This window comes from Sphingobacterium sp. UME9 (assembly GCF_014170215.1).
Classification (GTDB): domain Bacteria; phylum Bacteroidota; class Bacteroidia; order Sphingobacteriales; family Sphingobacteriaceae; genus Sphingobacterium; species Sphingobacterium paramultivorum.
In genome coordinates, this window is record NZ_LZZP01000003.1 from 260,996 (window position 1) to 277,203 (window position 16,208).

17 protein-coding genes are annotated in these 16,208 nt (G+C 39.4%); 10 read left to right on the plus strand and 7 right to left on the minus strand.

All coding sequences use genetic code 11. From position 1 onward, the window contains the following. Positions 1-6: 6 nt before the first annotated feature. The 4 genes from A9970_RS02580 to A9970_RS02595 all read right to left on the minus strand — a co-directional run bounded on the left by A9970_RS02580 (position 7) and on the right by A9970_RS02595 (position 3,098). Positions 7-1,566, minus strand: a complete 1,560-nt coding sequence (locus A9970_RS02580; RefSeq protein WP_182981173.1) for a sulfatase — start codon at positions 1,564-1,566, stop codon at positions 7-9. Between the two features lie 152 nt (positions 1,567-1,718). Further along, entirely contained in the window at positions 1,719-2,303 is a 585-nt protein-coding gene (locus A9970_RS02585) for a YdeI family protein (RefSeq protein WP_232475750.1), read from the minus strand. An 8-nt stretch (positions 2,304-2,311) separates the two neighbouring features. After that, positions 2,312-2,776 carry an SRPBCC domain-containing protein gene (locus A9970_RS02590; RefSeq protein WP_182981174.1) on the minus strand — a complete coding sequence of 155 codons (465 nt, stop codon included), beginning with the start codon at positions 2,774-2,776 and terminating at the stop codon, positions 2,312-2,314. Between the two features lies 1 nt (position 2,777). After that, positions 2,778-3,098 carry a helix-turn-helix transcriptional regulator gene (locus A9970_RS02595; RefSeq protein WP_120334617.1) on the minus strand — a complete coding sequence of 107 codons (321 nt, stop codon included), beginning with the start codon at positions 3,096-3,098 and terminating at the stop codon, positions 2,778-2,780. Positions 3,099-3,311: 213 nt separating this feature from the next. Between A9970_RS02595 and A9970_RS02600 the strand changes: the two genes are divergently transcribed. The 10 genes from A9970_RS02600 to A9970_RS02650 all read left to right on the plus strand — a co-directional run bounded on the left by A9970_RS02600 (position 3,312) and on the right by A9970_RS02650 (position 12,025). Beyond that, positions 3,312-3,944 (plus strand): hypothetical protein, encoded by a 633-nt coding sequence (locus A9970_RS02600; RefSeq protein ID WP_182981175.1) that lies wholly within the window; start codon positions 3,312-3,314, stop codon positions 3,942-3,944. Positions 3,945-4,127: 183 nt separating this feature from the next. Continuing rightward, positions 4,128-5,774, plus strand: a complete 1,647-nt coding sequence (locus A9970_RS02610) for a carboxylesterase/lipase family protein (protein ID WP_259655318.1) — start codon at positions 4,128-4,130, stop codon at positions 5,772-5,774. A 297-nt stretch (positions 5,775-6,071) separates the two neighbouring features. Further along, positions 6,072-7,205: an NAD(P)/FAD-dependent oxidoreductase gene (locus A9970_RS02615; protein WP_182981176.1), complete on the plus strand. Its 1,134-nt coding sequence runs from the start codon at positions 6,072-6,074 to the stop codon at positions 7,203-7,205. Beyond that, positions 7,196-7,909, plus strand: a complete 714-nt coding sequence (locus tag A9970_RS02620; RefSeq protein WP_182981177.1) for a methyltransferase domain-containing protein — start codon at positions 7,196-7,198, stop codon at positions 7,907-7,909. The genes A9970_RS02615 and A9970_RS02620 overlap by 10 nt, the downstream gene beginning before the upstream one ends. Then, positions 7,906-8,958 (plus strand): type III polyketide synthase, encoded by a 1,053-nt coding sequence (locus A9970_RS02625; RefSeq protein WP_182981178.1) that lies wholly within the window; start codon positions 7,906-7,908, stop codon positions 8,956-8,958. Before A9970_RS02620 ends, A9970_RS02625 begins: the two co-directional genes overlap by 4 nt. Before the next feature lie 14 nt (positions 8,959-8,972). Beyond that, the gene (locus tag A9970_RS02630; protein WP_259655319.1) at positions 8,973-9,413 is read left to right on the plus strand and encodes a 3-hydroxyacyl-ACP dehydratase FabZ family protein; all 441 of its coding nucleotides are present in this window, start codon (positions 8,973-8,975) and stop codon (positions 9,411-9,413) included. After that, positions 9,410-10,681: a beta-ketoacyl synthase gene (locus A9970_RS02635; RefSeq protein ID WP_182981179.1), complete on the plus strand. Its 1,272-nt coding sequence runs from the start codon at positions 9,410-9,412 to the stop codon at positions 10,679-10,681. Before A9970_RS02630 ends, A9970_RS02635 begins: the two co-directional genes overlap by 4 nt. A 4-nt stretch (positions 10,682-10,685) precedes the next feature. Beyond that, positions 10,686-10,940 (plus strand): acyl carrier protein, encoded by a 255-nt coding sequence (locus A9970_RS02640; RefSeq protein WP_182981180.1) that lies wholly within the window; start codon positions 10,686-10,688, stop codon positions 10,938-10,940. Next, positions 10,937-11,437 carry a 4'-phosphopantetheinyl transferase superfamily protein gene (locus A9970_RS02645; protein WP_182981181.1) on the plus strand — a complete coding sequence of 167 codons (501 nt, stop codon included), beginning with the start codon at positions 10,937-10,939 and terminating at the stop codon, positions 11,435-11,437. Before A9970_RS02640 ends, A9970_RS02645 begins: the two co-directional genes overlap by 4 nt. A gap of 198 nt (positions 11,438-11,635) precedes the next feature. Further along, positions 11,636-12,025, plus strand: coding sequence for a DUF2255 family protein (locus A9970_RS02650; protein ID WP_182981182.1), 390 nt, complete (start codon positions 11,636-11,638; stop codon positions 12,023-12,025). A gap of 135 nt (positions 12,026-12,160) precedes the next feature. On the opposite strand, the gene A9970_RS02655 is transcribed toward A9970_RS02650, so the two are convergent. The 3 genes from A9970_RS02655 to A9970_RS02665 form a co-directional block, all read right to left on the minus strand. Further along, positions 12,161-13,219, minus strand: a complete 1,059-nt coding sequence (locus A9970_RS02655) for an alpha/beta hydrolase (protein WP_075992083.1) — start codon at positions 13,217-13,219, stop codon at positions 12,161-12,163. Positions 13,220-13,401: 182 nt separating this feature from the next. Then, positions 13,402-14,625 (minus strand): hypothetical protein, encoded by a 1,224-nt coding sequence (locus A9970_RS02660; RefSeq protein WP_182981183.1) that lies wholly within the window; start codon positions 14,623-14,625, stop codon positions 13,402-13,404. Positions 14,626-14,829: 204 nt separating this feature from the next. After that, positions 14,830-16,137: a serine hydrolase gene (locus A9970_RS02665; protein WP_182981184.1), complete on the minus strand. Its 1,308-nt coding sequence runs from the start codon at positions 16,135-16,137 to the stop codon at positions 14,830-14,832. Positions 16,138-16,208 lie beyond the last annotated feature (71 nt).

Below are 16,208 nucleotides of genomic sequence, written 5' to 3' on the forward strand. Positions count from 1 at the left end.
ATTTAATTATTTAACGGTTAAGTTTTCTTGTTTGAGAACCTGCTGAAAAGCTGCTCTTGTTGCATCATCATCGCCCGCTTCAGCTTTAAGTTTAGCCAATTTTTTCTTCAACCTGGCAATTTCTTTGACATATTTTTTGTCTAGAATGGCATTGTGTGTTTCCATGGGATCTTGCTGCAGGTCATAGAATTCCCAAGCTGGAGCCGTTGTTTTAGAGTCGCTGCCTGTCATTTCTAATGGCTGTCCATAGAAGTAGATCAGTTTGTAGCGTTCATCACGGACTCCAAGATGCGCCGGGCGTATTGGTGCATGTTGCCAGTAACGGTAATACATGGCAGACCGCCATGCTTTGGATGTATTTCCTTTGAGGTTATTCCGAAAGCTTTCGCCTTGGATGTAGGCAGGTTTTTTGATGCCGGCATAATCTGCAAATAGTGCAGCGAAATCGATATTTAGAATCATGTCATCTAATCGACTACCAGCTTTGATTTCTTTGGGGTAGCTGATCACAAAAGGCATGCGCAGTGATTCTTCGTACATCAATCGTTTATCCATAAAATTGTGTTCTCCTAAGAAGTATCCTTGGTCGGAAGCCAGGATCACAACGGTATTTTCGTCCAAATTTGCCGTTGTAAGATAGCGCATAATTTTCCCTAGATTATCATCGATTCCAGCGACGCAACGCAGATAATCTTTGAGGAACTTTTGGTAGATCTTTTTGCGGGCTTCCAAAGGGTCCATTCCTTTTGTTGAAAACGGAAGCTCAGGATAAGATGTCCAAAAGGGGCCTACCGAAGCTTGCTCATAACGGCGGCCAAGCTCTTCCAAGGGCTGCCCTTCGAAAGAGCGTCCGGTTGTGATTGCTCCTGAATCCAAAAATGTCGGGGGATAAGGAAATTCCACATCTTTGTAGTAATCTTTGAATCGCTCGGCAAAATCAAAGGGTTCATGCGTCGCTTTGTAATGACACATTAAGAAGAAGGGTTTATCGGGGTTGCGTGATTTTAACCAGTCCAAACTCATCGTTGTGGTGATATCATCTACATAGCCTTCGTAGGGTGTACCAGCCTCTTCCTTATCATTCCAGTTGTCTTTAGAGAGGTAAGTCGGGTTATGATAAACACCATGTCCAGGAAGAACTTTAAAATCGTCAAATCCACTTGGCCTTTTTTTTAGATGCCATTTCCCAAACACAGCAGTTTGGTAGCCCGCATTGCGCAGATCCTTGGCGATATTTTCCTTATCGGGATCCAACGCATCTTCCAGTGTGTAGACTTGGTTTTTATTACTGTACTGTCCTGTCAGTATGGTTGCACGGCTAGGGGTGCAAATTGAATTGGTACAGAATGTATTATTGAGTACCGCCCCCTGACTGGCTAATTTTTCAATATTCGGATTTTTGACAAAATCTTTTAAAATACCGCCATATACGCCCCATGCTTGGGCTGTGAAATCGTCCGTTAGGATAAAGACGATATTGGGGCGTTGTGTTGCGTTGTTCTTTTTCTGTGCTTGTGAAAAAATGGGCAATAGGCCGCAGATGAGCAATACAAATTTTTTATTCATGTGAATTCAGCTATATATTGGTCGACGAATTGACTATATCGGATTGCAATAATAGTTATAATCGTTCGTCTCGGTCTGGTTCTGTCCATTTGATTGTAGACAAATCTACTCTTTATAGACAAATATATAACGGATAAACTGTAATAAATATGTTAGTCATCAATACCTTTTCCATCTAGAATATGCTGATAGTATTTTTCGATTCTCGCCGCTCGTGTTTTCTCTTGTTTTGCCTGGTTAAAGTAGAATAGATACCCTTTTTGTCGACCTGGTGTAAGTGATTGAAAAGCTTTTTGAAGTAAAGGGTCTTCAAGTAAGGCACGCTTAAATTCTTCCGGTACAGGGTAATCGGCAGCTTTCCGCATGTCAACTTTCTTGCCTGATTTTTCAATTTCGATGGCCTCCTGAATATAAGCCGATATCACTTCTCGCAATGATTCTATCTGCTCAATAGTGGTGAATCTAAGCTGTCTGGCTGACTGAACATTTTCGGTTTGCTGGATCAGTATATTTTTGGGATCTTTTAATAATGCACCTTTATGGAATAGCAGCGCACAGTATTCTTTAAACCCGTGTATCAATACGACATTTTTACCTTCAAATGTATAACAAGGATGCATCCATTTATAATCCTCTTGCAGTGTTTTATTGCCACGGACAATTTCTCTCAACAGATTGAATTCTTCATTCCATCTTGTCGCATTTTCAAAAAAATGTTCAATTTTTAGATTCATCATGTAGTGCTTTAGGTAAGTTTAGCAAGAATTTCTTGTAATCTGTTGTGCGCCATATTGATTCCTTGCGCAAAGGGCATCTGTAACAGCTGGTTCCGAAATGCGACCGACTGAAATATTATATGGATGTGAAGCCTGCTGCGTTCTGCACTTATTTTTTCAAATGTTAAATATTCCAACTGCACAGGAAATGCGCTGTTTTCCATTTCAAAAGTCCGTGTGATGCGTTGATTGGGGAGGAATTCGTGTATCGTTCCATTTGCTTTGAACATGACCTGGCCATTGTGCGAAGTTTCAAAGGCATAGGAGCCATGCTTTTTATTTTCCAATTTCAGGACTTTAGTTCCCATCCACTGTTCGAAAATTTCGGGATCCTCGTATGCTTTGAAGAGCAGTTCAATAGGCAAATCGAACTCCCTTGTAATGATAATCTCCTGTTTATTATCCTCAGCCTGGACGTTAGTTTTTGACTCCATATTATTTGTTCTTGTAGTTTTGCATAATAGTTTCCAATTTATTGAATCTGTCGTCCCACATTTGACGGAAAGGTTCAATAAAATCCGCAATTTCTTTCATCTTTGGTGGGTTCAATTGGTAGTATATCTCGCGTCCATTTTGTTGAGACTTTAATAATTCACATTCCGTCAATATTTGCAAATGTTTTGAAACGGTCGGTCTTGCTGTATTGAAATTGGCTGCAATTGCACCAGCAGTCATGGCTTGTGAGGTTAGAAGAAGTAAAATTGCTCTTCTGGTTGGGTCTGCTATAGCTTGGAAAACATCTCGTCTTAAGTTCATATTGATCTATTTGATTACTAATATAAGTGTAGTTATTTGACTACGCAAATTTTTTATAAATTATTTATAACGGAATAGATGGGGGTGGAGCTAACGTGGATCAACGAATAAAAATTTTTTCCTGGCGAATTTAAAATGAAAGCGATCGGGAATTAAACCTATGGATCAATGTTTGGTGAATAATGCTAAATTAGCGTAATTAATTATAGCAGGATGAAAACACAGTTATCGTATTTAAAAAAATTAAGCGTATTAGGGACGAAAACCTTAGTCAAATATTATTTGCTGGCTATTGTTTCGACTTTACTGTATTTGGTGGTTGGCAGTTTTCAGTTTAAGGCTAGTCATGAAGCTTTCTTTTCGACGGTCAGTCCTGTGCAAGCCGCAGCTAAATTCATTTGGCTGATTGGACTGATCCTGCTACCTGTACTACTTTTTATTTTTAGCAACAAATATGTGTTTTCAAAGATTGCAAGTCTTGTTGTAGAAGAAAGGCAGGATGATCTCATTCTTCCGGCATTTGACAAAGTATTATTAATTTTTCAATCGAATCAGCCCGATGTAATACAAAATGTCGCTGATTATTCTTTTGCAAAACTTAAATTGATCAATGACGTGAAAAATAATAAAATCGAGAACCATTGGGTGCGACGCATTGTCATTTTTGGTCTGAATAAAGTGAGATTTGATGCCCTCGATTTAGACAAGAACGATAGCTTTTATGCGATCGTACGATCGAAGTTTATCCAGGTACTCGAAATCTTAACAGAACCAAGTAGCAAACCATTTTGGCTATGTATTCTTGCGCAATGGCTTATTCTACTTTTTGTGTGGCTGGCCAACTAAATGTGTTGATCACTGCAAGCAAGCAAGCAAGCAAGCAAGCAAGCAAGCAAGCAAGCAAGCAAGCAAGCAAGCAAGCAAGCAAGCAAGCAAGCAAGTGCTGAAATAACAGAATATCACGACGGTATAAGTTTTATTTTGTATTTTAATTGTAAGAACAAGACCATGGAGTTTTAAATGGAAGTTATGATGAAAAATATTATTTTCACTGTTGTTCAGCTTTTGGTTGTATCATTTGTTTTCGCACAAATGCCCCAGGTAAAGGTTGAAGAGGGGATATTAGAAGGAATTACTTTGTCAAGCGGGGTAGAGTCCTTTCGAGGGATTCCCTTTGCAAAACCGCCAGTAGGTGACCTGAGGTGGAAAGAACCTCAAGCTGCTGAACATTGGTCTGGCATCCGTAAAGCAGATCATTTTGGTTATTCTCCGATGCAGAAACCGATCTATGGGGACATGCGATTTCGGTCACCAGGCATCAGCGAAGACTGTCTCTACCTGAATGTATGGCGTCCAAAGAATCTTGGTTCAGGTAAACTTCCTGTTTTAGTTTATTTTTACGGCGGAGGTTTCAATGCTGGTGATGGATCGGAAAATCGCTATGATGGTGAAAGTTTTGCCAAAGAAGGTCTTATTGTCGTTACTGTCAACTATCGCCTTGGTATCTTTGGCTTTTTTGCGCATCCGGCATTAACCGAGGAATCTCCGAAACATGCTTCCGGAAATTATGGACTGCTGGATCAACATGCAGCTTTGGTTTGGGTCAAGAAAAATATTGCTGCATTTGGTGGGGATCCCGATGCCGTCACCATCGGTGGTGAGTCGGCAGGGAGTATGTCGGTTTCTGCCCAGATGACGAGTCCGTTGTCCAAAGGACTATTTAAACGTGCTATCGGTCAGAGCGGAAGTGTTTTTAACTTGCGGTATGGCACTGCCTCTATTACGGAGCAAGAGCAACAGGGGACTGCGTTTGCAACGCGCATAAATGCCGAAGGGCTTGATCAACTGCGTAAAATTCCTGCGGCCGAACTCCTTGATAAAGCCAGCGAGCCAGGGGCCTTTGCGACCCGTTTGATTGTTGACGGCTATTTTCTGCCTAAATCTCCTTTGGCTATTTTTGAGGCAGGGGAACAGTCTAAAGTCCCGCTACTTGCAGGCTGGACGTCTACGGAAGCCCCATATACCGCCTACATGGGTAAATTGTATCCATCTCCGGAGAATTATGAAAAGTTGGTAAGAGCACAATATGGCGTTCAGGCTGACGAAGTGCTCACGCTTTATCCAGGAAAGACAGAGGCGGAAGTCATTCGGTCAGCAACTGCCTTAGGTAGCGATAATTTTATCGTTTATAGTACCTGGAAATGGCTTGATTTGCAACGAAGAAATAGCGGTCAGCCAGTCTTCGTTTATATATTCGGTAAACCGCGACCACCCATGCAACCGGCATATCGCGATGCACAAACCGGGCTTGCCGGAGGAATTAGCAAGAAATCTGCACAGGAAGCCAAGGAAAAAAGCCCAGAGCCCCTGCCGGGTGCTTTCCATGCAAGTGATATTGAATATTTATTGGGAAATCTGCAGAGTAATGATGTTTTTGCCTGGACTGAAGATGATTACAAGGTGTCAAAACTTGGTCAGCGGTACTTTGTTAATTTTATCAAGACGGGCGATCCAAATGGAAAAGGGCTGTCAACATGGCCGAAAACAACAGCACAAGATAAGCGCATGAATATTCTGAATTTGAATATCAAAGTAAAAGTATCTGCCGAAGAATTTCGGAACAGATATCTTTTTCTGGATAAATTGTTTGTCGACCGTGAATATAAATCCAGATAAAAGCCTTATTTATTCAACTTATAGCAGTGGTTAAGTCGTTTATCTATCAGGTAAATTAAAGTGCTTTTTTATTTTAAGGCCAAATAAAAACTATTTATTGCCAAGGGCTGTTATCAGATAGACTTTTTATGAAAGCGTATGGGCGATATTGTCCTGTATAGGGGGATTTTAGACAGTGGATAGATTTATCAAGAATCGTTTATTGAATAGTGGGGGGCAACCAATTTAGGAAACTGAAGTACGATTTATGGCGTTGATTTTTTGTAGATGATACTCATATAGAGCAAACTTGGATATATGACAATAAATCCTGATGTGATTATTATAGGCGGTGGTTTGGCTGGACTTACAGGTGCATTGCATCTGTCTAAACAAGGATTCAACGTAACGTTAATCGAAAAACATGTTTTTCCTCGTCATAAGGTTTGCGGCGAATATGTTTCGAACGAAATTTTGGCCTACCTGCATTGGCTGAAAGTGGATGTTGAATCGCTATGCCCAACACATATTCATGAGCTTGAGTTCACGACAGAAGATGGACAGATGAATAGGGTCAGGTTACCCTTGGGTGGGATTGGTATCAGTCGTTACGCGTTGGATGATCTGTTATATCAGCAAGCAAAAAGTAATGGCTGTACAATTGTTATTGCGACTGTAACGGGTATATCCTTTAGCGCTGATACATTTACTGTTTCGTTTCAAGATCAGGTATTAAGATCAAAAATTGTACTGGGCGCGTATGGAAAACGCAGCAATATCGATCAGCTCTTATCCCGTGATTTTATAACGAAAACCTCTCCTTGGATGGCTGTTAAGGCACACTATTCGGGCGATTTTCCGAATGACTTAATTGCCTTGCATCATTTTGAAGGAGGCTATTGTGGGATTTCCAAGGTCGAAGATGACCGGATAAATTTATGTTATCTGGCCGATGTAAAAACGTTCAAGAGATACAAAAACATCGATGATTATCAGAAGTATGTTTTGTCTAAAAACAGACATCTTAAGTATTTTTTTGAGCACAACAGGCTACTTTTTGAAAAACCGCTCACGATCAGTCAATTTTCATTTGATAAGAAATCAACGGTAGAAAACCATATTCTTATGATTGGTGATACAGCCGGTCTTATTCATCCATTCTGCGGAAATGGGATGGCGATGGCGATACACAGTGCAAAAATAGCTTCTGAGCTTGTCCTGGAATATTATCGGGGCCATATTCATTCACGAAAGCAATTGGAAAAGGCTTATGTCAAGCAATGGAATCGAACGTTTAAAAGACGCCTCTTATTCGGACGACTTCTGTCGCGGCTGTTAAGCTATAAAATAGGGATCGCAGTTTTGATGAAGACTGCCTCATTTTTTCCGAAAATGCTCAGCTGGATTATTAAACAAACTCATGGAAATGCAAGGTCAATAAAATGGGAATAAACACAAAACAGAGAACATCGGAGCATGAGATCATGGACGATTTTCTGCTCGAAGGAGAAGAACTTCGGACCACATTAGACAGGATAGCAAAGATTAATCGTTTTTTAGGCGGAAATAACATTACGCTGAACGGTGTAAAAAAATTGCTTTCAACCAGCTGCAAGAATGAAACAATAACGATTGTGGATATCGGTTGTGGCAATGGGGACATGCTTCGCATGTTGAGCGATTATGGCAATAGACATCATATTAAGCTTTCAATGCTTGGTATAGATGCCAACCCCTATACAATAAATTATGCGGGGGATTTGTCGAAAGATTATACCAATATATCCTATTTGTGTGCGGATATCTTTGAAGAGAATTTTGAAGATGTCAAGTATGACATTGTTCTGTGTACGCTTACCATACATCATTTTGACGATGAAGAGATTCTTCGTTTGCTAGGTAGTCTGGTCAACGTATCAAAATTGGGGGTCGTCATTAATGATTTACAAAGGAGTAAAATGGCTTACCGGCTTTTTCAAACCATTGCTGTTCTTTTTAGGTTAAATAGAATGACAAAAGTGGACGGGCTTGTTTCTATACTGCGTGGGTTTAAAAAAGAGGAACTTACACAATTCTCCAATAAACTGAAATTAGAAAATTATAGCATCCAATGGAAATGGGCCTTTCGTTACCAGTGGATAATTTCCAATATATGAATGTTAAAATAATAACTGTTGCGAAGCAACTCCCTAGATACTCTTGTGCTACCGTTGATATCCTTCCGCTATTGGATATTTGGCTCCATGGACAAGAGCCTCGCTTTATTAAGAAGATCAAGAAACTTTTCGAAGGCTCCGCTGTGGAAAGACGATATGCTATTATGGATCCGAGAGAGGTCTTCACTGCGACGTCTTTTGAAGAAAAAAATAATGTGTACTGCCGGGAGGCAACGGTCCTAGGGGAGCAAGCACTTCGTAAGGCCCTTGAACAGACGGGATGGGACCCGCAGTCTCTGGATTATATCATTACAGTGAGTTGCACTGGAATTATGATCCCCTCCCTAGACGCGTATCTCATCAATAAGATGAAACTCCGACAGGATATTGTGCGGTTACCAGTTACCGAAATGGGCTGTGTTGCCGGTGTTTCAGGTATTATTTATGCTAAAAATTTTCTTCAGGCTAATCCAGGCAAACGTGCTGCGGTCATAGCCGTCGAAGCGCCAACAGCAACTTTTCAGCTGGAAGATTTCTCCATGTCAAATATGGTCAGTGCCGCAATATTTGGTGATGGTGCAGCTTGCTGTCTGCTTTCCTCCGACGAGTCAGACAATGGTCCGGTGATTCTCGATCAGGAGATGTACCATTTTTACGATGCGGAAGATATTATGGGATTTAAGCTGACAAACAGCGGTATGCAGATGATACTGGATGTTGAAGTGCCGAATGTGATCGCGTCTCATTTTGACGCTGTTATACATCCATTTTTGAAGAAGAACCAACTTAAAATTAAAGATATTGATTATATGATTTTTCATCCAGGTGGAAAAAAGATTGTAGCTACAATCGAAGATATTTTTGCTGGATTTGATAAAGATATTGAGGATACTAAGGCTGTGCTGGCACAGTATGGTAATATGTCGAGCGCTACGGTGTTATATGTCCTCGAACGTATTATGAAACGTAGTCCTCAGGTCGGTGAATTAGGGCTGATGCTGAGTTTCGGTCCTGGATTTTCGGCGCAGCGCGTTTTATTACAGTGGTAACCTACAAAATTTGAATGATGGATCTGAATTCTATACTAGCGAAATTGCCTTACAGTGCCCCGTTTTTATTTGTCGATGCGTTGATTCACGTCGATGAAGAAGGTGTTGCAGGTACCTATACCTTTGATGAAAATCTGGATTTTTATAGAGGACATTTTAATGAAAAAGCGATCACTCCAGGAGTTATTCTGATCGAAACGATGGCCCAAATAGGTTTAGCTTGTTTGGGAATTTTTCTGCTCAATAAAGACTTGATACAAGGATCTTCTATTGCATTGACTTCTACTGAAATACAATTTTTAAAACCCGTGTATCCAAAGGAAAAAGTGACGGTAATTTCAAAAAAAATATATTTTAGGTTTGGAAAGTTAAAGTGTGCGGTTACAATGAAAAATGAAGTTGGCCAGGAGGTTTGTAAAGGAATATTGGCAGGTATGATTACTGAGGAGCTATGAAGAGAGTTGTTATTACTGGATTAGGGGTCGTTGCACCCAATGGAGTGGGAGTACCGGCCTTTACACAGGCGCTAAAAGAGGGTGTCTCCGGTGTTAGACATGATGTGCAGTTGGAAAAATTGCAGTTTTCCTGTCAGATTGCTGGAATGCCACAAGTATCGGATGATCTCAAAAGACAATATTTCACGGAACTTGAGCTCAGGGGTTTTAACAGTACAGGCATATTATACGGTGTCATAGCTGGAATGGAGGCTTGGACAAATGCAGGTTTTCCTATTGCCTTAAATTCGGTCCCCGATTGGGATAGCGGAACGGTCTTTGGTTCAGGCACCTCAGGTATCGATAAGTTTCGGGAGAGTATTTATAAAATTGATGAGCTGCAAACACGTAGGCTAGGCAGTACAGTCGTTGCCCAAACGATGAACAGTGGTGTCAGTGCATATTTAGGTGGGAAATTAGGGCTCGGAAATCAGGTGACCACCAATTCCTCTGCCTGTGCTACTGGGACCGAAGCAATTCTAATGGCATATGACCGGATTAGGTCCGGAAGAGCAAAGCGCATGCTAGCAGGTAGTACTGGAGATAGTGGACCTTATATTTGGGGCGGTTTTGATGCACTGCGTGTCTGTAGTTCGCAATATAATGACCGCCCTGCGGAAGGTTCTCGCCCAATGAGTGCAACAGCCGCAGGATTCGTCCCGGGTAGTGGAGCTGGAGCCCTGCTATTGGAGGATTTGGAAAGTGCCTTAGAACGCAAGGCCATGATATATGGCGAGTTATTGGGCGGTCAAGTAAATTCTGGAGGGCAACGGGGAACGGGCAGTATGACAGCTCCAAATGCTGATGCTGTACGCCGATGTATTGCGGAAGCCTTAAAAAATTCGAGTGTCTCCGGATGGGATGTCGATGCCATAAACGGTCATTTAACGGCAACGGCCAAAGATGCTTTTGAAATAGAAAACTGGACTGAGGCCCTTGGGCGTAAAGGGAAAGATTTTCCATTGATAAACTCGTTAAAAGGAATGACTGGGCATTGTCTCAGTGCGGCAGGGAGCATAGAATGCGTGGCCACAGTTTTGCAGTTATATCATGGATTTGTATTTGGAAATAGTAATTGTACTGATTTACATCCTGAGATTGCAGCAATGATAGATCCATCAAGAGTACCATTACATCAAGTTGATGTCAAACCTTATATTATAGCCAAAGCGAGTTTCGGATTTGGGGATGTAAATGCCTGTTTAATATTTAAAAAATTTGATAACTAAACCTATGAACAGAGAAGAATTGATCGGTGCTTTAAAGCCAATTATAGCACCTTACACAACAAATGAAGAAGCATTTGGACAGCTTACTGAAAAGACTGATTTTATGCGTGATCTACAAATCAATTCAGCAAATTTGGTTGATATTGTCCTGGATATCGAAGATCAATTTGGGATCGTTATTGAAAATTCCGATATGGAGCGTATGCTTAATGTCGGAGCTGCAGTCGAAATAATCGAAAGCAAGTTACAAGAAAAATGATTGGTAATGACATTGTCGACCTGGTTCAGTCCAGAAAAGATAGTAATTGGAGACGTAGAGGCTTTGTTTCAAAGCTATTTAATGAGCATGAACAACTGTTGATTGGGAACAGTCCAGATCCCGAAATTGTTGTTTGGCTCTTATGGAGCATGAAAGAGGCTGCCTATAAAATATGGAATAGACAGACAGGAATTCGGAAATATATGCCTAAAGGATTGCTATGTTCAGTTATTGAACGGTCTTCTTGCAACGCAACGGGAGAAGTCATCTGCGAAGGGAAGAGGTATTACACTAAGACCATTGTTTGCCCTGATTTTATACATACCATCGCAGTTGGCGAATTGGTTCATTTAGGCAATATTGTAGAAATCGAAAAAGGTGAAATTGCTAAAGATGCTCAGGGGATACCAAGCATCATTCTGAAAGATAGCGGCACACACTTACCCGTTTCTGTAAGTAACCATGGCCGTTTTGAGAGAATAGTTGCGATTACATGAAAAAGTTAGTGTCATTAACCTTTATGTTTTATGTAACTATATGTCGGTATGTAGTTGTACTATTTCAATTTATATGTTTAATATTTTTAAAAGAACGGTGTTAAATGCGATTTTTCTTAAATTGAATTGTGCTAAAACTGCAAGTTTGGCAAACACATTTTTTTAGTTTGCATTAAAAGTCTAATCAAAAAAAGAAGTATGAATGGTGAAAAAAAGTTTCCTGTAGGATTCTATAAATATTTAGAAGAAAACACCTTAGTGGAAATCAAAAGTGGCGAAAATAGAACCAGGTTTACAGAAATCTGGATGGTTATCGTAGATGAAAGGGTTTTTGCCAGAAGTTGGAATAAAAACCAAAGTGGCTGGATGAATGAATTTTTAACTAATAAAGTTGGAATGATAAAATTTGGTGCGGAAATAATTGATGTAACTGTAAGGAAGCTTGGGGATAATCATCCTATTCATCAAAAAATTAATCAGGCCTATTTGGAAAAATATACACAGGATTATAATCTTGAATATGCTAATGAGATTTCACTTCCGGAATATGCGCATTATACGATTGAGTTTTTTCCTGCTGCCCCCTAGTTGCATTGCATAATTAGGAGAGCCTGATGACAGCAGCTACTTTTCAATTCATAAGATAGCTAGCTGGAGTAGATCTGAACGAAAAATTCCAAGAACCACGTATAGCTTATCAACTTAGTCAGACGAGCAAATACCTTATTGCACTTGGATTGATTCTTCCCGAAGCATCTGTTTGAATTTGGGATCTCGTATATAACGACTAAAATCATGGCTTGACATTCCTGTGAAATCAGTCATAGAAAAGATGCTGTAATTTTTCTTAAGGGCGTTATAACTTTCCTCTTTGTATCCAAGATCAGTTGGATTAAGTTTGTTCGATAAGAATCCAAAAAACTTCTTCAACATCTTGTCCGTTCCGTTGATAGTGATGTGTATTTTCTTGACTTGTGAGCTGAGATTCACAAATTTTTTTGTGTTACTTGCTGTATCCGTATATTGAAACTCGGAAAGTCCTATCGCTGGAGCCAGCATAATGCAGGTAATTCTATTTTTGTTTTCTAACAATGGCTTTGCCCGCTCGATATCAACATTGTGAACGTCTTTTGCTTGAGCAGAAAATGAGCTATTGTATTCAGGATTTGAAATAGCGCTCATAACCACAGATGCTCCACGACTATGTGATATGATGAAGACATCCTTATCGGCCATATTGTTCAGTATACGTCTTAATCCAAACTCACCGGCCATCTGGCTAAAAGAGGCCGCTGAAAACCAGTTTTTGGCGGAACGAAAAGGGGAGGTAGATCGTAGACCATCCCAATAAAATCGAATGATTTCATCGGTTTTAGGGTTTGTAACGATATGATCGGAAATATATTTATATTGTTTTACAACAGATTCTTCATCAGCATTGAAGCCATGGACTAAAATGAACACACGTTTTTTTGGGGCAATACGTTTAGACAAACGCAGCATGTTACCGCGTTCAAAAGCGAGTAATTGTTCGCGGTCCCCTCTGTCGGTGGCAATTTTCATAAGCGAATAAGGATCTCGAGCAGCTTTATTGGAAGGAATGCCATAATTTTTCTTCCAATTGTCGGGGTAGAAATTACCATTTTGATCCACAAATGAGTACCATAGGTTAGGGTCTACACCGGTATTGGGGGTAGCCGAATCGGGAAGATTATGGATAAGGCCACACGAAGTGAACAAGCTGATAACGATGATAATATAGAAAAAATACCTTTTGTTCATATGATTTATTTTCTACTATTCCTGAATTTAATTTTTAACTAGGATCCAATGGCTACTAAATTGGATATATTTTCACAAAAAAGCGATTTGTTGTAATATAGTCATTATTTTGGATAGCGAAAAGTAGGCTTGTATTTTGAACCGTTAATGTTTGCTGAAATTTAGCGGTACCAAGCTACAAATCATTTCTTTGTGATTAAATAAAGTTTGTTGCGTTGGTTGGTGAAAAGTTGATAATTTAAAGCTGGATTCGTATAAAAACCATAGGCATTAAATTGGTCGGTATTCTCAAAGGTTAGTGTGCCGATGTTTTTATTGTTGATATCGACTTGAGACCAATGCCATTTTTCGTCCAAATATAAGCTGTCTTTAAATCTTAAGGTGTCATTTTCGACAATAAGCTGTGAGAATAGGCAGCCTTGCCAAAGATCTCCTTTTTCATATTTTCCCGTTTTGACGTCATGTCTATTGCGAATACGTTTGATTTTCTGGTAATAAACTGATCTAATGTTAGGGGGAGTAGTATTCGTTACCCATTCATTCTTATCCCAGCGACCGAAGAGATCATTTACGGTACGGCCCTTAGATGAGCTTTGTGGGTCTAAATTATTATCATCCGATATGTTTTCGTTGAATACATACCATTTATCGTCCATAAAATAAGTTCGCTTCGTATAGCTTTTCGAATTGCTTTGTTCGAAATGATAGATTTTCTCTGACAGCAGATAGGTGGCTTTACTTTTAATATCATTTAGTTTTTGGTCTTGTTTATCTGTGGACCAATTTAGATTTGCGTTGAATACTTCAATTGTTTTTTTTGTAGTATCTCCATTCAATGGCCAGCTGCGAAAGTAATGTTTGGAAACGTTGATCAAATACCCCTCAAATAAAACTTCTGAATCCTCATCCTTGTCCTGTTTAAAGGAGTATTCATCAATCTGCTTACCATCTTTATCCAGTCTATAGAATGTATGAATAACTGTTGATGGACTATCAGTGTCGGTTGCACCGGTTAAACAATGAATGATTAATTCATTGTTTTTAGTCAAAAACTGATCTATAGGGTTGTCACTTGCCTTGAAGAGTATGATTTCATGTTTCCCAAACTGGTTTTTTAGCTTGCTAATGTCATCATATTTGCTGTATTCATTTGGCAGTTTTGAGGAGTGGAAAAAGTTTTGAAGCCTAATATCGATATCAAAAATACCATTTGTATAAATAATAGTGCATGCGATCAGGGCACATCCCAGTAAGTAGTACTTCAAATTGCGTGTATCCTTTACCAGTAAAAAGAAATGGAAAAATATCCAGCTCAGTAAGCAAACAAGAGGTGAAAAAATAATATAACTCAACTTTTCACTGCTGCTTAGATCAAAAACGAAAAAACTGATGAGATATGCCGTCATAAAGATTAGGCATAATATAAAAGACTTCAATAACAGTTTCTTTTTGGCTTTCTTCGGTTCCTGATCTATCTGTTGCAATATCTTATAATTTAGTATACGCTATATCCGATCTAACGCTGGACCGATATAGGTGTAATTTAACTTTTTTCTTTAAGGTTTCAAATAATAGATTAAAATCGGTATTCTAGCAGCATGCATAGCGTTTCATTCATTTCTATTGGATCTCGGGAAAACTTCCTTAACTCCACCTTTTGTTAAAATAATGGAATTATAGCCATCTGTTTTGTCTTCAACAAACTCGATCGTTCTGTCGTTGTCGTCTGCTCTGAAAAATTTTGTTTTAGACTCGGGAATGAGTTCAATATCCGCATCATTATAATAGAGTTTGCCATCAATTTTTAATATCCGTATTTTTCCATACTCACCCACATAGTTATTGTATATGGTCGTATCTATTTTGGCGCGACGATGTTTGTAGGGCATTTCTACTTCTTTACCAAAGGCAATTGCTGAAAGTCCGTAACCTATGATATGGGAGGCTGAGCCGTTATTAGAAAGGACAGCGACAAAGAGTTTGTCGTCAGTAAATCGATTAAAAGAAGTCATTGTCCCAAAGAATCCGCCGTCATGTGCAATCAAATAATGTCCGTGATTATAAAATGGATTGATGATGAATCCATAGCCCCAATTTTCGGAGTTATATGGTGTAAACATTTTTTCCTTCATTGCGGCTGATAGAATCGTTGTTCCATAAAGTGCTTGGTCCCAAATGGCTAGATCTTCCACGGTTGAATAAATACCGTCGTGACCTAGGTTGATCTCCCAGTTGATATAGGGGTTATGGATAAAACCTTCGTCATTATGATAATATACTTTTGCTTTTTTCGTCACGATGGATTCATTGTTACTAACTCCGGTGTTATTCATCCCAGCTTTATCAAATATATTTTTCTTTAAAAAAGTAGCGTAATGCTCGCCGGAGACTTTTTCAATAATCTTTGCTAACAAATAATAACCGATATTACTATAGGCGCTATTTGTTCCCGGTGAGAATTCGAAAGGAATTTTCTTGATGGCGGCATAAGCAGAATCGCGACTTATGCTGCTTAACGCGATTTCTTTGAAGCCCATAGCAAGTCCGGAGCTGTGTGACAGCAACATGTGGATGCTGATACTATCGGCTTTTGGATAATCGGGGAAAAATTTACTGAGTTTATCATTTAGGGATAACCGCCCACTGTCGACGAGCTGTAAAATAGCGGCTGCGGTAAATTGTTTTGTGACCGATGCCAACTGGAATTTAGTGTCTAACGTGTTTTTTATATTCCATTCATAATCTGCCAAACCGTAGGCTTTTTTTAATAAAATAGCGCCATTTTTCATGACAAGAACTGTTCCACTAAAATTATTTACATCAGCTTGTGCCTGCATATAGGCTGCAAGTTTGGCCGATGTTTTTTCTTGGGCCACAAGAAAAACTGGACAAAGCATAAGTAGGATTAAAAGCTTCATAACGTATTGCATAAATAATTATGGAGCAATGTTACTGTTTAATAACATAGTGTGATTGTATTTTTGTAAAC